Source organism: Streptomyces glaucosporus (assembly GCF_039533345.1).
Lineage (GTDB): Bacteria > Actinomycetota > Actinomycetes > Streptomycetales > Streptomycetaceae > Streptomyces > Streptomyces glaucosporus.
Window position 1 is genome coordinate 54,948 of sequence record NZ_BAAATJ010000027.1, and the last position, 19,350, is coordinate 74,297.

Genomic DNA, 19,350 nt, shown 5'->3' on the forward strand with positions numbered 1-19,350 from the left:
CACCGCGCCGCCGTATCCGGGCGGCCGGGGCCGGACGAACCCGGCGGCCGGTGTGCGCCGCCGGTCGGGCATCATTGCCCGGAAGGTCCGCAGGGGCGGCCGGTCCGCCCGTGCGCGGGATCAACCTTACCCTGACGTAAGGGATGGGTAGGGTCGCCGAGCTGTGAATCACAGGTGAACGACGCCCGGCGTCCTGTGATCCGCGCCACGCGCGGTTCCCGTTCACCACTTCGGAAGGCGATGGCAGATGGCAAGGGAACGAGCGCGGCGATGACCCAGCGGCGGATGCAGATCGGCGAGGTGGCCGAGCGCACGGGCCTGTCCCTGCGCACCATCCGGCACTACGAGGAGGTCGGTCTGGTCGTCCCCTCCGCCCGCAGCAAGGGGGGCTTCCGGCTCTACACCGACTCGGACGTCGACCGGCTGATGGTCATCCGGCGGATGAAGCCGCTGGGCTTCTCCCTGGAGGAGATGCGGGACCTGCTGCGGATCACCGACCGGCTCTCCTCCGGCGAGCCGCTGCCGGACGCCGAGCGCGAGCGGCTGCGGGAGAGGCTGGACGCCTACCGCAAGGTGGCCGACGCCCGGTGCGAGACGCTGCGCGCCCGGCTGATGGCCGCCGAGGACTTCGCCGCCACCCTCAGGAGGCAGCTCGACGGCCGGAAGTGAGGCGTCAGTAGCTCCACCAGCGGCCCTCGACGGGCTGCGCGATCCAGGTGTAGATCCCGCTCTCCGCGGGACCGCGCCGCCAGACGGCCTTCACCTCCTCGGCGGGATACTCCTCCAGGCAGTCCCAGACGCCCAGGGAATCGGTGTCCTCGATGACGATCTGGCCGTCGGCGGTGCGCCCGGCCCGACCGGCCTCGATCAGCTTCTCCCGCCCGTCCTTGAGCTGCAGTTTGAAGACGGCCATCGTGCGCGCCTCTCTCCCGGCGGTCCCCGCCGCTCGGCGGTTCCCGGATGGTCTTCAGGGGTCACGGAAGTTTTCGGGGTGTGCCACCCCCGGGGCGCCGGACGACGACGGAGCGGTGGCCCCGGAGGTGGCGAGTGGAAGCAGGCCGACCATGTCGGCGAGCACGCTTACTCTAACGCGCGGGAAGGGTTGCCGCCGGTCCGCTGGTGCCAATGGCGGAACCCGTTCGAAGGAGGTCCCGGGGTGTCACCGGAAGCACGGGGCGCGGTGCGCGTAAGGGGCGGACGCCGGTACGCCCGCCGGGGGCTGACGCCGTGTGGGACCGCCGGGGGCGTGCGCGCCCCCGGCGCCCGTCACAGCAGGGTGAGCTGGACCGGGCCCGGCCCGGGCTCCGGGGCGCAGCGCACGGGGACGGCGCGGTGCGCGCCCGGCCCGGCCGGGCCGATGCCGTACTCCTGGGCCAGTTCGTGCACCTGCCGGGTGATCCGGCGCTGGTACCACCGGGGGGCGTAGGCGCCGTCGGCGTACAGCGCCTCGTAGTGGCGCACCAGGCCGGGGTGCTCGCGGGCCAGCCAGGCCATGAACCACTCGCGGGCGCCCGGCCGCAGGTGGAGGACGAGCGGGGTGACGGAGGTGGCGCCGGCCGCCGCGACCGCCCGGACGGTCGCGCGCAGCCCGGCGGGGCTGTCGGAGAGGAACGGGACCACCGGGGCCATCAGCACCCCGCAGCCGATGCCGTGCTCGGTGAGGGTCCGCACCACCTCCAGCCGCCGCTCGGGGGCGGGGGCGCCGGGCTCGACCGCGCGCCACAGCTCCTCGTCCAGGAACGCCACCGACACCGATATGCCCACCTCGGCCACGGCGCGGGCCGAGCGGAGCAGGTCCAGGTCGCGGAGGATCAGCGTGCCCTTGGTGAGGATGGAGAAGGGGTTGGCGAAGTCGCGGAGGGCCGCCAGGATGCCGGGCATCAGCCGGTAGCGGCCCTCGGCGCGCTGGTAGCAGTCGACGTTGGTGCCCATCGCGATGTGCTGGCCGTGCCAGCGGGGCGAGGCCAGTTCGCGGCGGAGCAGCCGGTCGGCGTTGGTCTTCACCACGATCTGGGTGTCGAAGCCGAGCCCGGTGTCCAGGTCCAGGTAGGCGTGGCTGCGGCGCGCGAAGCAGTACACACAGGCGTGCGAGCAGCCCCGGTAGGGGTTGACGGTCCACTCGAACGGCATCCGGGAGGCGCCGGGCACCCGGTTGATGATCGAACGCGCCCGTACCTCGTGGAAGGTGATGCCCCGGAACTCGGGGGTGTCGAACGTGCGGGTCACCACGTCGGCGCCGAAGAGGGCGCCTGTGGTGCCGCTCGCGTCCGGTCCGTCGTGGTTCAGGTTGTCCCAGCGCATGCGGCCTCCTCGCTCTGCCCCCCAAGAATAGAACATCTGTTCCCTTCGGGGGCGTCGATCCGGTGCGGCCGGGGCGCCTGTGATTGGCTTGCCGGAGAGCACGACGACCCCCGGCCGCACACCGGCTGACGGCCGGTCACCCGAACACCCAGGAGGAGCCATGGCGCAGGTCGAGGCCACCGCACGGCGCGACATCGCGGCCGACCCGGACGACGTCTTCGCCGCGCTCGCCGACTACGGCGGCGTCCGCGCCCGGGTGCTGCCCGGCCAGTACGGCGAGTACGAGGTGCGCGAGGGCGGCAGGGGGAGGGGGACGCTCGTCCACTGGAGGCTCCAGGCCACCTCCAAGCGCGTGCGGGACTGCCTGATGGAGGTGGACGAGCCGGGCGGGCGGCGGCTCGTCGAACGCGACCGCAACTCCACCATGGTCAACACCTGGACCGTCGCCCCCGGACCGGGCGGACGCGGCGCGCGGGCCGCCGTCACCACCACCTGGCAGGGGGCGGGCGGGATCGGCGGCTTCTTCGAGCGGACCTTCGCCCCCAGGGGCCTCGCCCGCATCCACGGCGAACTCCTCGCCAACCTCGCCGCCGAACTGGAGGGATGAGCGCCCGGCCGCCCCCGCCGGCCGGGCGGCCGGACCGGGCCCCGCACCCGCCGGGGCACCCGTCGGCACCCTCCGGGACAGGGAGGCACGATCCGCGCCGAACGGGGTACGAGGGCTGTCCCGGCGGCCGCGAAGCGGCCCCACGACGACGGTGGAGGGAGAGACCCGTGCACGCCACGTCCCGAGACGGCCGCGCAGGCGACACCTGGGACGGCAACTGGAGCAGCGATCCCGCGATCACGGCCGCCGTCCACCTGCCGATATTCGAGAAGTACTTCGACCCGGACCTGCCGCTGGTCGACGCCGACTGCGGCAACGGCGCCCGGACGGTCTTCCTGGCCGGACGCTTCCACCCGTGCGTCGGCATCGACCGGTCGGCCGACGCCCTGGAGCAGGCCCGGACCGTGGTGGGGGAGGGCGAGGGGCACCGCTCCGCCCCCGACTTCCGGCAGCTCGACGCCGCCGACCCCGGCGCCATGCGGCGCCTGCACGAGGAGCTGGGGGACGCCAACGTCTACCTGCGCGGCGTCCTCCAGCGCAGCGAGCCCGACCGCCGGCCGCGCGTCGTGGAGTCCGTCGCCGTCCTCGTGGGCGAGCGCGGGCGCGCCTTCGTGGTGGAGGCCGCCCCCACGGCCCGGGCCGCCCTGGCCCGGAGCGCCGGGGCCGCCGACCCCACCGAGCTCCCCGGCCCCCTGGACGCGCCCGGCCTGTCCGACCTGCCGCACCTGGCCGGGAAGCACGGCCCCGAGGGCGGGCCGCCCGAACTGGCCGCCCCGTTCGGCGAGGCCGGGCTGCGGGTGCTGGCCGCCGGCTCCCTCCCGCTGTCCACGACCGAGTTCGAACCGGACGGCTCGCGGCTGGACCTCCCGGCGAACTGGCTGGTGGTCGGCCGGAACGGCTGACACCGGCCGGGCGCGGGCAGGCGTCCCGGCCCGGCCCGGACGGCCGGGGACGCGGCGCGGCGGCACTCCTTCCGGGGGCTTTGACCTCGCCCGGGCGGCGCGTAACGTGGCGTGCCATGACGAAGATCCTCATCAGTGCGGACATGGAGGGCGCCACGGGGGTGACCTGGCCCGCCGACGTGCTGCCGGGGACGCCCCAGTGGGAACGCTGCCGTCCGATGCTCACCTCGGACGTCAACGCGGCGATCGCCGGGTTCTTCGACGGCGGAGCGGACGAGGTGCTGGTCAACGAGGCGCACTGGACCATGCGGAACCTGCTGCTGGAGCGGCTGGACGACCGCGCCCGGATGCTCACCGGCCGCCACAAGGCGCTCAGCATGGTCGAGGGGATCCAGCACGGCGACGTGGACGGCGTCGCCTTCGTCGGCTACCACACCGGCGCCGGCACCGAGGGGGTCCTCGCCCACACCTACCTCGCCAACACCGTCACCGGCGTGTGGCTGGACGGCGAGCGGGCGAGCGAGGGACGGCTCAACGCCGCGGTGGCGGCCGAGTTCGGCGTCCCCGTCGTCCTCGTCACCGGCGACGACCGCACCTGCGAGGACGCCCGCGGCTACGCCCCGGACGCGCTGGGGGTCGCCGTCAAGGACTGCGTCTCCCGGTACGCGGCCGTCTGCCGCACTCCCGCCCGCACCGCCGCCGACATCCGCGCCGCGGCGAAGGAGGCGGCGGCGCTGGCGGTCCGCCGCGAGCCCGCCGGGCCGCGGCCCCGCACCGTGGAGCTGGAGTTCGACGCCGAGCACCTGACCGGCGCGGCGACCCTCGTCCCCGGCGTGGAGCGGACGGGCGAGCGCCGCGTGGCGTACACCTCGCCGTCCATGTACGAGGGCATCCGCACGTTCAAGGCCGTCACCACGGTCGTCTCGTCCGCCGTGGAGGAGCAGTATGGCTGAGCGCATCGACCGGCAGGCCCTCGACGAGGCGGTCGCCTTCACCTCCGAGCTGATCCGCATCGACTCCGTCAACCTCGGCAACGGCGACGGCACGGAGCGGAAGGCCGCCGAGTACGTCGCCGAGCGCCTCTCCGACGCCGGCCTCGAACCGAGGCTGCTGGAGAAGGTCAAGGGACGCACCAACGTCGTCGCCCGCATCGAGGGCACCGACCCGTCCGCCGACGCCCTCCTCGTCCACGGCCACCTGGACGTGGTGCCCGCCGAGCCCGCCGACTGGGCCGTCCACCCCTTCTCCGGCGAGATCCGCGACGGGGTGGTGTGGGGCCGCGGCGCGGTCGACATGAAGAACACCGACGCCATGGTCCTGGCCACCGTCCGCGCCTGGGCCCGCGCCGGGGTGCGCCCCCGCCGCGACATCGTCCTCGCCTTCACCGCCGACGAGGAGGACACCGGCCAGTACGGCGCCGACTTCCTCGCCCGGGAGCACCCCGGGCTCTTCGAGGGCTGCACCGAGGGCATCGGCGAGTCCGGCGCCTACACCTTCCACGCCGGCGACGGCCTGCGGCTCTACCCGGTCGCGGCCGGGGAGCGCGGCACCGCCTGGATGGAGCTCACCGCCACCGGACGCGCCGGCCACGGCTCCAAGATCAACCACGCCAACGCGGTGAGCCGCCTCGCCGCCGCGGTCCACCGGATCGGCGAGCACGTCTGGCCCGTGCGGCTCTCCCCGACGGTGCGGGCGGCCCTCGCCGAGCTGTCCCGCCTCAACGGCTTGGACGTCCCCGACTTCGACGCCCCCGACTTCGACGTGGACGCCCTGCTGGGGAAGCTCGGCCCGGCGGCCAGGCTGGTCGAGGCGACCGTGCGCAACAGCGCCGCCCCCACCGGCCTCAGGGCCGGCTACAAGATCAACGTCATTCCCGGCAGCGCCACGGCGTACGTGGACGGGCGGATGCTCCCCGGCACCGAGGAGGAGTTCACCGCCACCATGGACGAGCTGACCGGCCCGGACGTGGAGTGGGCGTTCTACCACCGGGGCCCGGCCGTCGAGGCGCCGGTGGACTCGCGCACCTTCGCCGTGCTGCGCGAGTCCCTGGAGCACTTCGACCCCGACGCCCACGTCGTCCCGTTCTGCATGACGGGCGGCACCGACGCCAAGCAGTTCGCCCCGCTGGGCATCGCGGGCTACGGCTTCTCGCCGCTGAAGCTCCCCGAGGACATCAACTACCAGGCGATGTTCCACGGCGTCGACGAGCGCGTCCCCGTCGAGGCCCTCCACTTCGGCGTGCGGGTCCTCGACCGGGCCCTGTTCAACCTCTGAGGCCGCCCGCCCCGGACGCGCGCCCGGGGCACGAACCGGCCCGCATCCGACGAACCGCAGACAGGGAAGAGAGGGAGCCGCCCGATGACGCCCGCCACCGCCCCGTACGGCACCTGGACGTCCCCGATCGACGCCCGCCTGGTCGCCGAGCACGACGGCCGGCCCGAGTACGCGGGCGCCGTCGGCCAGGAGGTGTGGTGGACCGAGCCCCGCCCCGCCGAGGGCGGACGCCGGGCCCTGATGCGGCTGCGCCCGTACGGCGCCGGGCCGGCCGAACCGGCGCTGCCCGGGCCGTGGGACGTCCGCAGCCGGGTGATCGAGTACGGCGGCCGGCCGTGGGCCGGGACGGCGCGCGCCGGGGACGGGCCGCTGATCGTCTTCGTCCACCACCCCGACCAGCGGCTGTACGCCTTCGAGCCGGACGCCCCCGGCTCCCGGCCCCGCCCCCTCACCCCCCTCTCCCCGGTCGGCGGGGGACTGCGCTGGGCCGACCCGGTGCTGCTGCCGGAGCGGGGCGAGGTGTGGTGCGTCCTGGAGGAGTTCACCGGCGCCCGGCCCACCGACGTCCGCCGTGTCCTCGCGGCCGTCCCCCTGGACGGCTCGGCCGCCGAGGACCGCGCCCGGGTGCGGGAGCTGACCGACGGCGCCGACCGCTTCGTCACCGGCCCCCGCCTCTCCCCGGACGGCCGGCGCGCGGCGTGGCTGGCCTGGAACCACCCCCGGATGCCCTGGGACGGCACGGACGTCCGCCTCGCCGACGTCACCGGCGACGGCGCCCTGACCGGCGTGCGGACCGCCGCCGGCGGGGACGGGGAGTCGGTCGCCCAGGCCGGCTGGGCCGCGGACGGCTCGCTGCTGTTCACCGGCGACGCGAGCGGCTGGTGGAACCTGTACCGGCTCGACACGGACAGCGGGGAGCGCACCGCCCTCTGCCCCCGCCCGGAGGAGTTCGGCGGACCGCTGTGGAAGATCGGCCTCCAGTGGTTCGAGCCGCTGGACAGCGGCCTGGTCGCCGTCCTCCACGGCGCCGGGTCCCCGCGCCTGGGCGTCCTCGACCCGCGCACCGGCGAACTGGCCGACACCCCCGGACCCTGGACCGAGTGGGCCCCGACGCTGGCCTCCGCGGGCACCCGCGTCATCGGCGTCGCCGCCGGCCCGCACCGCGGCCACGAGGTGGTGGAACTGGACACCCGCACCGGCCACGCCCTGGTGGTCGGCTCCCGGCACACCGACCCCGTGGACCCCGCCCACTACCCCGAGCCCGAGGTGCGGGTCTTCCACGGGCCCGGCGGGCGCGAGATCCACGCCCAGCTCTACCCGCCGCGCAACCCGGCGCACCGGGCGCCCGACGGCGAACTGCCCCCGTACGTCGTCCGGGCCCACGGCGGCCCCACCGGGCGGGCGGGGCTCGCCCTGGACCTGGAGATCGCCTACTTCACCTCGCGCGGCATCGGCGTCGTGGAGGTCGACTACGGGGGCTCGACGGGCTACGGCCGCGCCTACCGCGAGCGGCTGCGGGAGCAGTGGGGCGTGGTCGACGTCGAGGACTGCGCGGCCGTCGCGCGGACCCTGGCCGCGGAGGGCGCCGCCGACCCCGCCCGGCTCGCCATACGCGGCGGCAGCGCGGGCGGCTGGACCGCCGCCGTCTCCCTCACCTCGCCGCGGACCGAGGGCCTGTACGCCTGCGCGGCGATCAGCTACCCGGTCCTGGACCTGGACGACTGGGCGGCCGGCGGAACCCACGACTTCGAGTCGCGGTACCTGGTCTCCCTGATCGGCTCCCCCGAGGAGCACCCCGACCGCTACCGCGACCGCTCCCCCCTCCGCCACGCCCACCGCGTCACCGCGCCGTTCCTGCTCCTGCAGGGCCTGGACGACCCGGTCTGCCCGCCCGCCCAGTGCGACCGCTTCCTGGCCGCGGTCGCCGGGCGCGGAGTGCCCCACGCGTACCTCGCCTTCGAGGGCGAGAGCCACGGCTTCCGCCGGGCGGAGACCGTCGTCCGGGCCGTCGAGGCCGAACTCGCCCTGTACGCCCAGGTATTCGGCTTCGACCGCCCGGACGTGCCCCCGCTGGAGCTGACCCGATGACCCCCGCCGAACCCTCCCGCACCGCCCTCGTCCGGCCCCCGCGGCTGCGACCCGGCGACCGGGTGGCGATCGTGGCCCCCAGCGGGCCGGTGCCCCGCGAACGGCTGGACGCCGGGGTGGACGTCCTGCGCGGCTGGGACCTGGACCCGGTCGTCATGCCGCACGTCCTCGACGTCCACCCGCGCCTGGACCACCTCGCCGGCGCCGACGCCGACCGGGCCCGCGACTTCACCGACGCCTGGTGCGACCCCGCCGTCACGGCCGTCCTCGCCGCCCGCGGCGGCTACGGGGCCCAGCGGATGGCGGACCTGGTGGACTGGGAGGCGCTGCGGGCGGCCGGCCCCAGGGCGTTCGTCGGCTACAGCGACCTCACTGCGCTGCACGCGGCCGTCGCCGACCGGCTGGGCCTGGCCACCCTGCACGGCCCGATGCCCGCCACCGTCTCCTTCCTCAAGGACGCCGCGACCCAGGACCACCTGCGCCGCACCCTCCTCGAACCGGAGACGGCCACCGCGATCGCCCCGGCCGGCGCGCGCACCCTGGTGCCCGGCCGCGCCCGCGGCACCACCTTCGGGGGCTGCCTGTCCCTGCTCGCCGGCGACGTCGGCGTCCGCGGGCGGCGGCCCGCCTGCCCGGACGGCGGCGGCATCCTGCTGCTGGAGGACGTCGGGGAGAGGCCGTACCGCATCGACGGGTACCTCACCCACCTGCTGCGCTCCGGTGCGCTGGACGGCGTGACGGGGATCGTGCTGGGCTCCTGGCACGACTGCGGCCCCTACGAGGAGGTCCGCGCGGTGCTGCTGGACCGGCTCGCCCCGCTGGGCGTCCCCATGGTGGAGGAGGCGGGCTTCGGCCACGGCCCGACGACCCTCACCCTCCCGCTGGGCGTGCCCGCGACCCTGGACGCCGACGCGTGCGTCCTGACCCTGGAGGAGACGGCCCTGGCATGACCGGCACCCCGGCGAGCGGCGACCCGCTGCCCGAACCCCAGCACACCGCCCCGCCCGACCCGGGCGGCCTGCTGCTCGCCCACCTCGATTACCACCGCGATTACCACCGCGACACCGTCCTGCGGAAGCTCGACGAACTCCCCGGGCCGGGCTGCGCCGCAGCCGGCTGCCCTCCGGCTGGACGCCGCTGGAGCTGCTCCGGCACCTGAGGCGCATGGCACGCCGCTGTCCCCGAACTCCGTCCGGGAGGCCCCCGGCCGGGGTTTCCCGGCCGAGCCCGTCGAGGGCCCCTGGGCCGACCAGGACGCCGACGGCCGCCGGCACGTCCCCGGCGGACTGACGGCCGGGCAGGTCGTGGAGCGCTTCCGCGCCCAGCGCGCCCGCTCCCGCGGGATCGCCGCCTCCGCCGGCCCGGCCGACCGCGCCGCGGTCGGGGGCCGCTTCGCCACCGAGGAGGAGGCCCCGGCCCTGTCCCGGATCCTCTTCCACGTCCTCCAGGAGTACGCCCGCCACGCCGGCCACCTCGACATCGCCCGCGAACCGGCCGACGGCACGGCGGGGGAGTGAACGCCGGGCCCTACAGTCCCGCGAGGTCCGCCAGCGTCCGCACCTGACGCATCATCGCGGCGCCGGCCTCCAGGTCGCCCGTCTCCGCCGCGGCCCACAGCGCCGACTCCACGCGCCGCGCCACCGCCCACGCCCGGAGCCGCACCACGTCCTCGCCGAGCACGCCGGCGACGAGCGCGGACCGCGCGGCGACCACCGACCGGGGGGCGGGGCGGCCGAAGGGGGCGTCGATCTGCTCGATCAGCGGCCAGGGGTCGTACAGCGGGTCGCCCACCATCGGCTTGGGGTCGATGGCCAGCCAGGACCGCCGCCCGGCGGCCAGCACATTGCCGGGGTTGAGGTCGCCGTGCACCACGGTCTCGCGGCCGGCCGTCGCGGGCAGCTCGCGTAGCAGCCGCACCCCCAGCGCCACCAGGGCGGGATCGAAACCCGGGGGCCGGAGCCGGTCCATGCGCTCCTGGGCGATCACCGCCCACTCGGCGGTCACGTCCGCCATCCGGTCCAGGCCCGTCTCCGGCGGCACGGGCACGTCCCACAGCTCGCGCAGCAGCCCGGCCCCGGCCACCAGCCGCTCCTCCACCGGGAGTTCGGCGGCGTCCTTCAGCCCGGTGCCGGGCACGCAGCGCTCCAGCAGCAGGGCGTACCGCCCGGCGTCGTGCTCGTACGGCCGCACGGCGCCCCGCCCGTCCCACAGCCGCAGCGCCTCGCCCTCCCCGGCCGCCTCCGGGTGCGGCCAGCTCACCTTGAGCACGGCGTCCGAGCCGTCGGCCCGCCGCACCGGCGCCACCCACGAGCAGCTTCCCCCGGTGTACGGCCTGCCGGGTGTCAGCTCCCAGCGCTCCAGCAACTCCCGTACCAGTTCCGGCAGCCGGTCCAGCCACTGCGGCCCGCCCGGGTAGCCGGAGACGGTGCGGACGACGGGCAGCACGGGCGGCACCAGCTCCTCGGGCGTCATGGGACCCGAGCATAGGGACCGCGTCACCGGACCCCGGACCCCGTCGAGGTTGTTGACGCCGAGCCGGTGGACGACGACGGGGCCCGGCTTCCCGAGCAGAGGCAGGAGCGGCGACCGCGGTACGTGCTGGATCAGCACACGGTGCTGCGGCCGGGCGATGCGGCCGGGCGAGACGCCGCCCACCGCCGGTGAAGTACCGCGGTGGACCGAGGCCGATTTCCGGATCTCCGCGGGGACCGCCCGCGCGCTGGACGAGGCCCCGCCGGAGAACACCGAAGACGCGCGGGACACCGCCTGGCGCGGGTTCGAGAAGTGGTGCCGGCGCGAGGGGCGGGCCGCCGAGCCGTGCACGACGGCCACGTTCGCCGAGTACGCCCGGCACCTGGTGGACCGCGGTCTCGAGGTGAACACCATCAGGACGTACATGAGCGACATCCGCGCCCGGCAGCCCATCGGGAGGCGGCCCGCGACCCGTTCACCCGCATCCCCCTCGGCGGGCACCAGGCCCCGGCCGCGCCGCAGACGTGCAAGGCCCCCGCCGTGGAGCTTGGGTTCAAGGGGTCGTCGCAACACCACTTGGCTTCAGGTGGTGAGTAGATCACGTAGACGCTCGGCTGGGGTATCCCAGCCGAGCGTCTTGCGTGGGCGGCCGTTGAGTTCCTGGGCGACGTGTTCGAGGTCTTCGGGACTGTGGACGCTCAGGTCGGTGCCCTTCGGGAAGTACTGGCGCAGGAGTCCGTTGGTGTTCCGCATGCAGTACAGCGCGGAGCGGTCCGGCGACCCGTACATGGTCATTCTGACCTCCTACCTGCGCGGACAGTCGTGCTTCAACACCGGCCGGCACGAGGTCGGGCTGCGGCTGGTGGAACGCGCCTTGGTGGACGTGGAGGACGACGCCCGGCGCGGGAATCGGTCGGCGCTGTGCGTCCAGGGCAACTTGCGGCTGCGCGCGGCGATGCTGGCGGCCCGCAGCCACTCCGGGGACGAGGCTCGCGCCCAGTGGGCGGAGGCGTGGGAGACCGCCGGGCGGGCCTTGTCCCCGAATCCTGAATACGGGTCATGCGGCTGGCGTCAGCGTAGTGGATGTCGTTCGGAAGGTGTTCTGGTAGGCGACCGGGCTGCGGCGCCCCAGGTGGGAGTGGCGGCGTCGGGTGTTGTAGCGGTGCAGCCGGCGGAACGCGTCGAGGCGGGCCCCGCGCTCGCCGGACCAGTGCTTGCGGCCCTGGAGGGTCTCGCGTTCGAACGTCGCGTTGAAGGACTCGGCGAGCGCGTTGTCCGCCGAGCTGCCGACCGCGCTCATGGACTGGCGGACGCCCACTGCGCGGCGGGCGTCGGCGAAGGCGGCGCTGGTGTACTGGGCGCCGTGATCGGTGTGCAGGACCGCTCCGGCGAGGCTGCCGCGGGTGAGCTCGGCCGCGGCCTGCCGGATCGTCGCTTCGGGCCGCGACTGGTGGAGCGCGACCGCGTCCGCCTTGAACTGCGGCGGATAGTTCTTCATGACCACGAGATGTCCGTTCCCAGATCCTCAGGATCCAGTGAGTCTTTTCAGCGGTGTCGCTCCAGGGTGAGGACGGCTTCGGCGAGGACGGCCATGAGGTTGGGGCTGCAGCGGGCGTGTCGGAAGATCCGCCAGGACTCCAGGCGGGCGATTCCGCGTTCGGCGGGTGCCCGGGCGGCGGACAGGGCTCGGTTGACCGTCCGCTCGGTGGGGGTGAGTTCGCCGTTGGGCGGGCGGCGTTCGGCGGTGGTGACCCGGTTGCCTGCACCGGTGTAGGCCATGTCGGCGAGGACCGGGACTCCTTGGCGTTCACGGATTCGGATGATCTTGTGGGTGCGGGCCGGGGGCACCGCCCGGCCGGAGGCCGGGGGAGGTCAGGTCGTGGGTTTGGCCCGGCAGTGCCGGCGACAGCCAGAGGATCTCTCCGGCGGGATCGGTGACGACCTGCACGTTCACGCCGTGCCGCTGGTGCTTGGAGGAGTAGTCGGCCCGTCCGTCGCCGATCCGGTCGCGCTCGGCGGGGGAGCCGTCCACCAGGGCGTGGTCGGGGTCGGTCTCCCGCAGTGTTTTCAGCGGTCCCGGCGCTGTGTCCGCCAGGTGCCGGACGACGGTGGTGACGTGGGCGTGGGCGGTGCCGACGGATATGCCGAAGCCCGCGGCGGTCTGCGCGAGGGTGTCGTGCCGCCGGAGGTGGACCAGGGCGACGAGAGCACGCTGGTGCGGTGGGAGCTTGCAGCGGCGGTCACCCTCACGGGTGACGATGAGCAGGGTGGCCCGCTCGACCAGGGCGTGAGGCAGGTCGAGTGCGGCAGGACAGGGAACCAACGAGGCTCCTGCGCTGATGAGTTGAGATGTCGAACACCTCTCTCAACGGCACAGGAGCCTCGTGCGTTGCGGGCAGCGGCCTCGTCATCCATCCGGTGGCCACGCTGAAAAGGCTCAATCGTGACCACGCCCGACTCCGAGCTCCGGGAGAACGCGCCTCCACCCAGCTCAAAACCTGGCGGCTGTTGCGGCGAGCCCGCTGTTCCACCCGCCGCATCGGCACGGCAGTCCAAGCCGTCCACACCCTGCTGACCTGCAACTACTCAGGATGAAAACGGTTCAGCAAAGAAGTGCCGAAGGGATCAGGGACGGCACCGGATCTGTAAACGGGAAGGACGGGCCGCGTTCCCGTCGGGCGGGACGTGGAATTCGGAGTTCGCGGAAGGTGCCGTCGCGGAGCGTCGTGGAGAGCACGTCGACCCGTTGCCCCGCTCGGGTCCGCGATCAGTTGTGCTCCTCGTCGATGGTGACGGCGACCCCGTTCTCGACCTGGACGACGACGGCGACGCTGCCCTTCTTGGCCGCGGCTTCGAGCTCCTCCTCGGTGCACGGCGTGATGGTCTCCGCGTCACCGCAGATCCAGCCGGCGCCGTTGATGACGGTGTCGGTGGCGGTGAAGAACGCACGCTCGTCACCGTCGCGGCTGAGGGAGTACTTGCCCGGGGCCATGTACCCGAGCGTGCCGGAGAAGAGCCCCGACCTCTCCCCCTCGCCCATACCGTTGCCGCCGCTGGTACCGGTGCCGCTGTCGGTGTGCTCCTCGATGATGCTGACAGCCACTCCGTTCTTGACGTCGACCGTCGCTTTGAACCCCTTCTTGGCCGCGGCTTCGAGCTCTTCCTCGGTGCACGGCGTGGCGGCCTGGCCGTCCGCGTCACCGCAGATCTTGCCCGCGCCCTCGATGTCGGTGTCCTCGGAGGTGAAGAACGCCTGCTCCACGCCGTTCGCGCCCGTGACGGTGTATTTGCCGGGGGCGAGGTAGGAGACCGTGCCGACCCACTTGCCCGACACCATGCCGCTCTTCGAGCCCCTCTCGCCCGACGGGGACTTGCTGTCGGCACCGGTGCCGCTCCCGCCGTCGTCGGACTTCCCCTTGGCGGCCGAGGCCGTGGCCGCGGTCGTGGCCGCGGTCGACTTGCCGCCGTTCTCCGTGCCCTCTCCCTGACAGGCGGTCAGCAGCATCGTCGTGGCCACCAGGGCCGCGGCGGCGAGGACGGACTTGCGGCGGTGCGTGCGAAGCATAGTGGGACTCCCCCTGCTGATGGTGATGTGGCCGGGCCGGATTGGTCATTCCGGCTGGTCTCTGCCTTGTCCATCACCATCCTGAACGGTGCGGCGACCCCCGGGGAAGCGCGGTTACGGTGTCATGACACTCCTGTCGTGATTACGGGACGCCGCTTCTACGTCCCCGAGCCATGCGGCACGGCCGCCTCTTCCTCGCCGGTGACGCCGCACACATCGTGCCGCCCACCGGTGCCAAGGGCCCCAACCTCGCCGTCGGCGACGTGGTCACCTTCGCGCGGGCCCTGGCCCACCACACCGAAACCGGCTCCGACGAGCTGCTCGACGCCTACTCCGCGACCAGCCTGCGCCGCGTCCGGCAGGCCAGGCGGTTCTCGCACGACATGACGCTCATGCTGTACGGCGCGCGACCCCGACTCGTTCTGCTGGACGGCACGCTCGCCGAGTGCGACCGGGGCGGTGACGGACGGGCCGACTACTCCCACAAGCACCGCCGGTACGGCGTGAACGTGCAGGTTGTCACCGCCCCGGACAGCCAACCGCTCCCGCCCACTCCCGCCCGCGGAGGCACGGTGACGGCCACTGCCGCCCCCACATCCGACGTGGCCCGCGACCCGCAGCCGAACGACGTGCCCGAACGCCGGGTCCGAATGCCGCCGGACTCCGGGCCCGCGCCGCACGACGATCGAGTCATGTCCGAGACAGCGAACGACACGACCGGAACGAACGACCTGTACGGCAAGGCGGCACTGGTGACCGGCGGCAGCCGCGGCATCGGAGAGGCCGTGGCGCTGCGGCTCGCCCGGGACGGCGCCGACGTGGCACTGACCTACCAGCACTCCCGGGAGCGCGCGGAGCGGGTGGTGGAGCGGATCAAGGCCGCCGGCCGCCGGGCCCGGGCGATCCACGCGGACAGCGCCGACCCGGCCGCCGTCCGCGCCGCCGTGGAGACCACCGTGGCGGAGTTCGGGCGCCTGGACATCCTGGTGAACAACGCCGGGACCGGAGTCATGGCCCCGATCGGGGAGATCGCGGCCGAGGACGTCGACCGGGTGCTCCACGTCAACGTCCGCGCCCCCTACCTGGCCTGCCAGACCGCCGTCGCCCACATGGGGGAGGGCGGACGGATCGTCACGATCGGGAGCTGCATGGCCGAGCGCGTCGCCTTCCCCGGCGCGTCCCTCTACGCCACCGGCAAGGCCGCCCTGACCGGCCTGACCAAAGCCCTGGCCAGAGAACTCGGCCCGCGCGGCATCACCGCCAACCTCGTCCACCCCGGCCCGATCGACACCGAGATGAACCCGGCGGACGGGCCGAACGCCGAGTACCAGAGCGGCCTCACGGCGCTGGGGCGCTACGGGAGGCCGGAGGAGGTCGCCGCGACGGTGGCGCATCTGGCCGGACCCGGCGGCCGGTACGTCACCGGGGCCTCCATCGCCGTGGACGGCGGCTTCACCGCCTGAACCGGGGGCCGCGGAACGGAGCGGGGGCCGGAGCGCGTGGATCCATTCTCGCGGCTCCGGCCCCCTCTGTCACCGCCCTTCGGAACGATCTCTCCGCCGTTTCCGGCGCCTATCGTTGAGGCCGGCCGACCGGAGGGAGAGACGGAGATGGCGGAGACGGCGCAGTCGGCGCGGACAGAGCAGTCGGCGCAGACGAAACAGACGAGACAGGCGGGACAGGCGCCCGGCGACGCCCGGGCCGAGGTGGCGGCGGAACTGCGCGCGATGGCCGAGAAGGACGGCCGCTCGACCCACCTGGGCCTCAGCGAGGACTTCGCCGAGCAGCTGGCGTGGCGGCGGCTGACGGCCGAACACGGCGACCGCCTGGCGGAGATCATGGACGAGTACGGCTGGCCGAGCGCCGCGGCGGTCGGCGAGGAGGCGGCCACCGCCGCCTGGCTCGTCGCCCAGCACGCCGACCGCGACCTCGGCGTCCAGCGCCGGGCCCTGGCCCTCATGGCGGAGGCCGTGGAGCGGGGCGAGGACAGCGCCTACCGGCTGGCGTTCCTCCGCGACCGCGTCCTGGTCAACGAGGGCCGCCCGCAGATCTGCGGCACTCAGATCGCGGGCGTCCGCGACGGGGCCCCCGTCCCCTGGCCGTGCGCCGACCCCGGCCGGATGGACGAACGGCGCGCCGAGGCCGGCATCGAGCCCTTCGCCCGGTACACGGCCCGTCACGCGCCCGGCCGGTCCGGATGAACGGTGGGCGGCCCTGTGGCGGCCGTGCCACGATCGGCCTCATGACCGACACTCCCGGCGCCCCGTCCGCCGCCCACGAGCCCTGGGTGATCGACGAGTTGGAGCACGCCGGCCCCGAGCACCTGGACCCCGCCCTCGTGGCGGGGTTCGACCGCAAGCAGGGGTACCCCGACCCCGCGCCGGACATCGCCGCGCTGCGCCGCCACGGCGCGGGGAAGGACGCCACCGTGGTCGACCTGGGCGCCGGAACCGGGCGGTTCGCCCTGGCGGCGGCGCGGGAGTTCGCACGGGTGGTGGCCGTGGACGTCTCGCCCGCGATGCTGGAGCACCTGCGGGCCCGGGCCGCCGAGGAGGGGACGGCGAACCTGGAGTGCGTGCGGGCCGGCTTCCTCGGCTACGAGCACCCGGGCCCGCCCGCCGACGCCGTGCACACCCGCCACGCCCTCCACCAACTGCCCGACTTCTGGAAGGCCGTGGCCCTGGACCGGATCGCCCGCCTGCTGCGGCCCGGCGGAGTGCTGCGCCTGCGCGACCTCGTCTTCGACTTCCGGCCGGCCGAGGCCGGGGCCGTTCTGGAGGAGTGGATGGCGGGCGCGGCCGACGACCCCGCGCGGGGATACACCCGACAGGACTACGCCGAGCACCTGCGCACCGAGTACAGCACCTTCCGGTGGCTGCTGGAGCCGATGCTGGACGCGGCCGGGTTCGAGATAGTGGAGACGGAGTACGAGGGACGCCTCTTCGGCACCTACACCTGCCTCAGGCGCCCCTGAACCGTCCGAGCCGTCCCGCCGCGCACTGGAGGAAGCCGTGAAGCTGCACGTACTGAGGGTGTCCGAGCACGCGGCCGACGTACGCGACGGCGCGGTCCTGTCCGAGGAGGAGCGGGCCCGGTGCGCGGCGTTCCTCCGCGAGACCGACCGCGACCGCTACCGGGTCGCCCACACGGCCCTGCGCCGCGAACTCGCCGCGCTCCTGGGCACCGACCCGGCCGCCGTCCCGCTGACGCGCGAGGCGTGCCCGCTGTGCGGCGGACCGCACGGCCGTCCCGCCGTGCCCGGCAACCCGGTGTACTTCTCGCTGTCGCACGCGGGTGACGTGGTGCTGATCGCCTTCGACGACGCCCCCGTGGGAGCCGATGTCGAGGTGTATCCCACGGCGGCCGTCGTCGCCGAGACCGCGGGCGCCCTCCACCCGCGCGAGCGCGCCGAGATCGGCAGGCTGCCGTCCGCCGACCGTCCGGCCGCCTTCGCCCGCTGCTGGACCCGGAAGGAGGCGTACCTCAAGGGGACCGGGACGGGCCTGGGCGAGGACCCGTCGGTCACCTACGTCGGCAGTCTGGCGGTGCCCGCGGAGGTCCCCGGCTGGACGCTCACCGACGTCGGGGCCCCGGAGGGCTACGCGGCGGCCGTCGCCGTCGCGGTGCCCCGCCCGTCCGCGCCGGGCGCCCCGTAGGGCGGGACGGGACCGCGGTCCTGCGGAGCGGCGGCAGGAATGATCACCCCCGCCGGGGGAGTTGTGCAGGGCATGAAGGCAATCGCTCTGAAGAAATACGGCGGACCGGACGACCTGACGCTCATGGACCTCCCCGAGCCCAGACTCGGGCCGGACGCGATCCTGGTGCGGGTGAAGGCGGCCGGGGTGAACCCGGTGGACTGGAAGGTCGGCGCCGGCTACCTCGACGCGATCCTCGACGCCCACTTCCCGCTGATCCCCGGCTGGGACGTGGCGGGCGTCGTGGAGCGGACCGGGCCGGAGGTGCACGAGTTCGCCCCCGGCGACGAGGTGATCGGCTACCTCCGCAAGGACTGGGCGCAGAACGGCACGTACGCCGAGCTGGTCGCCGCGCCGGTGCGGACCCTGGCCCGCAAGCCCGCCGCGCTGGACTGGCGGCAGGCGGCGGGGCTGCCGCTGGCCGGGCTCACCGCGTACCAGTCGCTGAAGCGGCTGGACGTCGGCGAGGGCGACACGGTGCTGGTCCACGCCGCGGCCGGCGGTGTGGGCTCGCTGGCCGTGCAGATCGCGGTCGCCCGCGGCGCCCGGGTCATCGGCACCGCCAGCGAGCGCAACCACGGCTTCCTGCGGGAGCTGGGGGCCGAGCCGGTGGTGTACGGGGAGGGACTGGCGGACCGGGTCCGCGCCCTGGCGCCCGACGGCGTGGACGCGGCGTTCGACTTCGTCGGCGACGGCGCGGTGGAGGTCTCGCAGCAGGTGCTGCGCGACTCCTCCCGGGTGCTGTCCATCATCGACCACGACGTGGCGGCCAAGGGCGGGCGCTACCTGTTCGTACGGCCCGACCGGGACGACCTCACGGCGCTGGCGGACCTCGCCGACGCCGGGAAGCTGACGGTCGCCGTGGACGAGGCGGTGCCGCTGGCCGAGGCCGCCGAGGCGTGGCGGCTCAGCCAGTCCGGCCGCGCCCGGGGGAAGATCGTGATCGACGTCTCCTGAGGCGCCCCGGACGCCCCCGGCACTCCTTCGGGACGTCCCGGGGGCGTTCTCGCGGATCCCCGCGCCGCGGCCGGTGCGGGGATCCGCTACCGGCCCGCCTCCCGGCGGTCGACGTACTCGAAGACCGAGCCGTCCGGATGACGGGCCACCAGGTTCCGGCCGATGGGGGTGGGCGACGGCCCGGCGACGACCTCCGCGCCGACCTCCGCGAGCGTGGCCGCGGCCTCGTCCACGTCCGGCACCGCCAGGGTGGCGGTGACCTTCCGCAGGATCTCCATGGGGCCGGGCGGTCCGCTCAGCAGCAGGAAGGGGCCGACGGCCGCCGCCGAGACGGGCCCCTGTGAGAACCGCGCGGCCTCGGAGCCGGTGATCCGCTCGTACACCCCGACCGCCGCGTCGAGGTCGTCGACACACACGCGCAGCGAAGCCCCCAGAATCTCCATACGGGCGAGCCTAGTTGGGGACGTGCGCGATGTCAGGCGCGTCCGC

Annotated in this window: 20 protein-coding genes and 5 pseudogenes; 17 read left to right on the forward strand and 8 right to left on the reverse strand. The window is 74.5% G+C overall.

Features of this window, described 5'->3' with window-relative positions:
• Positions 1-270: 270 nt before the first annotated feature.
• The gene (locus ABD358_RS23310; RefSeq protein WP_344633106.1) at positions 271-669 is read left to right on the forward strand and encodes a MerR family transcriptional regulator; all 399 of its coding nucleotides are present in this window, start codon (positions 271-273) and stop codon (positions 667-669) included.
• Between the two features lie 4 nt (positions 670-673).
• On the opposite strand, the gene ABD358_RS23315 is transcribed toward ABD358_RS23310, so the two are convergent.
• Both ABD358_RS23315 and ABD358_RS23320 read right to left on the reverse strand, forming a co-directional pair.
• Complete coding sequence (locus ABD358_RS23315) at positions 674-913, reverse strand: hypothetical protein (protein ID WP_344633079.1); 240 nt, start codon at positions 911-913, stop codon at positions 674-676.
• Positions 914-1,266: 353 nt separating this feature from the next.
• Positions 1,267-2,301: an Rv2578c family radical SAM protein gene (locus ABD358_RS23320; RefSeq protein ID WP_344633080.1), complete on the reverse strand. Its 1,035-nt coding sequence runs from the start codon at positions 2,299-2,301 to the stop codon at positions 1,267-1,269.
• A 160-nt stretch (positions 2,302-2,461) separates the two neighbouring features.
• Between ABD358_RS23320 and ABD358_RS23325 the strand changes: the two genes are divergently transcribed.
• From ABD358_RS23325 to ABD358_RS23360, 8 genes are all read left to right on the forward strand, one after another.
• Complete coding sequence (locus ABD358_RS23325; RefSeq protein WP_344633081.1) at positions 2,462-2,908, forward strand: SRPBCC family protein; 447 nt, start codon at positions 2,462-2,464, stop codon at positions 2,906-2,908.
• A gap of 167 nt (positions 2,909-3,075) precedes the next feature.
• Positions 3,076-3,810 carry a class I SAM-dependent methyltransferase gene (locus tag ABD358_RS23330; RefSeq protein ID WP_344633082.1) on the forward strand — a complete coding sequence of 245 codons (735 nt, stop codon included), beginning with the start codon at positions 3,076-3,078 and terminating at the stop codon, positions 3,808-3,810.
• 116 nt (positions 3,811-3,926) lie between these two features.
• On the forward strand, positions 3,927-4,763 hold the full coding sequence (locus ABD358_RS23335) for a M55 family metallopeptidase (RefSeq protein ID WP_344633083.1): 837 nt from the start codon (positions 3,927-3,929) through the stop codon (positions 4,761-4,763).
• Entirely contained in the window at positions 4,756-6,084 is a 1,329-nt protein-coding gene (locus tag ABD358_RS23340; protein ID WP_344633084.1) for a M20/M25/M40 family metallo-hydrolase, read from the forward strand. Before ABD358_RS23335 ends, ABD358_RS23340 begins: the two co-directional genes overlap by 8 nt.
• Positions 6,085-6,168: 84 nt before the next feature.
• A complete protein-coding gene (locus tag ABD358_RS23345; protein WP_344633085.1) occupies positions 6,169-8,172 on the forward strand; it encodes a S9 family peptidase in 2,004 nt (667 codons plus the stop codon).
• Positions 8,169-9,122: a S66 peptidase family protein gene (locus tag ABD358_RS23350; protein ID WP_344633086.1), complete on the forward strand. Its 954-nt coding sequence runs from the start codon at positions 8,169-8,171 to the stop codon at positions 9,120-9,122. Before ABD358_RS23345 ends, ABD358_RS23350 begins: the two co-directional genes overlap by 4 nt.
• Entirely contained in the window at positions 9,119-9,331 is a 213-nt protein-coding gene (locus ABD358_RS23355; protein WP_344633087.1) for a hypothetical protein, read from the forward strand. The genes ABD358_RS23350 and ABD358_RS23355 overlap by 4 nt, the downstream gene beginning before the upstream one ends.
• A gap of 16 nt (positions 9,332-9,347) precedes the next feature.
• Positions 9,348-9,689 carry a mycothiol transferase gene (locus tag ABD358_RS23360; RefSeq protein ID WP_344633107.1) on the forward strand — a complete coding sequence of 114 codons (342 nt, stop codon included), beginning with the start codon at positions 9,348-9,350 and terminating at the stop codon, positions 9,687-9,689.
• 10 nt (positions 9,690-9,699) lie between these two features.
• Here the strand turns inward: ABD358_RS23360 and ABD358_RS23365 are convergent, their stop codons facing one another.
• The 4 genes and pseudogenes from ABD358_RS23365 to ABD358_RS23380 all read right to left on the reverse strand — a co-directional run bounded on the left by ABD358_RS23365 (position 9,700) and on the right by ABD358_RS23380 (position 12,967).
• On the reverse strand, positions 9,700-10,644 hold the full coding sequence (locus ABD358_RS23365; protein WP_344633088.1) for an aminoglycoside phosphotransferase family protein: 945 nt from the start codon (positions 10,642-10,644) through the stop codon (positions 9,700-9,702).
• A gap of 553 nt (positions 10,645-11,197) precedes the next feature.
• Positions 11,198-11,391 (reverse strand): annotated as a pseudogene (locus ABD358_RS23370) (transposase); the annotation flags it as partial.
• Positions 11,392-11,701: 310 nt separating this feature from the next.
• Positions 11,702-12,142, reverse strand: a complete 441-nt coding sequence (locus ABD358_RS28495; RefSeq protein WP_425576402.1) for an integrase core domain-containing protein — start codon at positions 12,140-12,142, stop codon at positions 11,702-11,704.
• A gap of 47 nt (positions 12,143-12,189) precedes the next feature.
• Positions 12,190-12,967, reverse strand: a pseudogene (locus ABD358_RS23380) (transposase).
• A gap of 116 nt (positions 12,968-13,083) precedes the next feature.
• Between ABD358_RS23380 and ABD358_RS23385 the strand changes: the two are divergent.
• Positions 13,084-13,239, forward strand: a pseudogene (locus ABD358_RS23385) (IS5/IS1182 family transposase); the annotation flags it as partial.
• A 172-nt stretch (positions 13,240-13,411) separates the two neighbouring features.
• Here ABD358_RS23385 and ABD358_RS23390 read toward each other — a convergent pair.
• Positions 13,412-14,209 carry a hypothetical protein gene (locus ABD358_RS23390; RefSeq protein ID WP_344633089.1) on the reverse strand — a complete coding sequence of 266 codons (798 nt, stop codon included), beginning with the start codon at positions 14,207-14,209 and terminating at the stop codon, positions 13,412-13,414.
• A gap of 173 nt (positions 14,210-14,382) precedes the next feature.
• On the opposite strand from ABD358_RS23390, the pseudogene ABD358_RS23395 reads away from it, so the two are divergent.
• From ABD358_RS23395 to ABD358_RS23425, 7 genes and pseudogenes are all read left to right on the forward strand, one after another.
• Positions 14,383-14,523, forward strand: a pseudogene (locus ABD358_RS23395) (FAD-dependent monooxygenase); the annotation flags it as partial.
• A 96-nt stretch (positions 14,524-14,619) separates the two neighbouring features.
• Positions 14,620-14,844, forward strand: a pseudogene (locus ABD358_RS28500) (IS5/IS1182 family transposase); the annotation flags it as partial.
• A 57-nt stretch (positions 14,845-14,901) separates the two neighbouring features.
• Positions 14,902-15,672: an SDR family NAD(P)-dependent oxidoreductase gene (locus tag ABD358_RS23405; RefSeq protein WP_344633108.1), complete on the forward strand. Its 771-nt coding sequence runs from the start codon at positions 14,902-14,904 to the stop codon at positions 15,670-15,672.
• Between the two features lie 264 nt (positions 15,673-15,936).
• On the forward strand, positions 15,937-16,410 hold the full coding sequence (locus ABD358_RS23410; RefSeq protein WP_344633109.1) for a DUF6624 domain-containing protein: 474 nt from the start codon (positions 15,937-15,939) through the stop codon (positions 16,408-16,410).
• Between the two features lie 41 nt (positions 16,411-16,451).
• The gene (locus ABD358_RS23415) at positions 16,452-17,183 is read left to right on the forward strand and encodes a class I SAM-dependent methyltransferase (RefSeq protein WP_344633090.1); all 732 of its coding nucleotides are present in this window, start codon (positions 16,452-16,454) and stop codon (positions 17,181-17,183) included.
• A gap of 37 nt (positions 17,184-17,220) precedes the next feature.
• On the forward strand, positions 17,221-17,865 hold the full coding sequence (locus ABD358_RS23420; RefSeq protein WP_344633091.1) for a 4'-phosphopantetheinyl transferase family protein: 645 nt from the start codon (positions 17,221-17,223) through the stop codon (positions 17,863-17,865).
• 72 nt (positions 17,866-17,937) lie between these two features.
• Complete coding sequence (locus ABD358_RS23425) at positions 17,938-18,861, forward strand: NADP-dependent oxidoreductase (RefSeq protein WP_344633092.1); 924 nt, start codon at positions 17,938-17,940, stop codon at positions 18,859-18,861.
• Positions 18,862-18,947: 86 nt separating this feature from the next.
• Here ABD358_RS23425 and ABD358_RS23430 read toward each other — a convergent pair whose 3' ends face one another.
• Complete coding sequence (locus ABD358_RS23430; protein ID WP_344633093.1) at positions 18,948-19,304, reverse strand: VOC family protein; 357 nt, start codon at positions 19,302-19,304, stop codon at positions 18,948-18,950.
• Between the last annotated feature and the right edge of the window lie 46 nt (positions 19,305-19,350).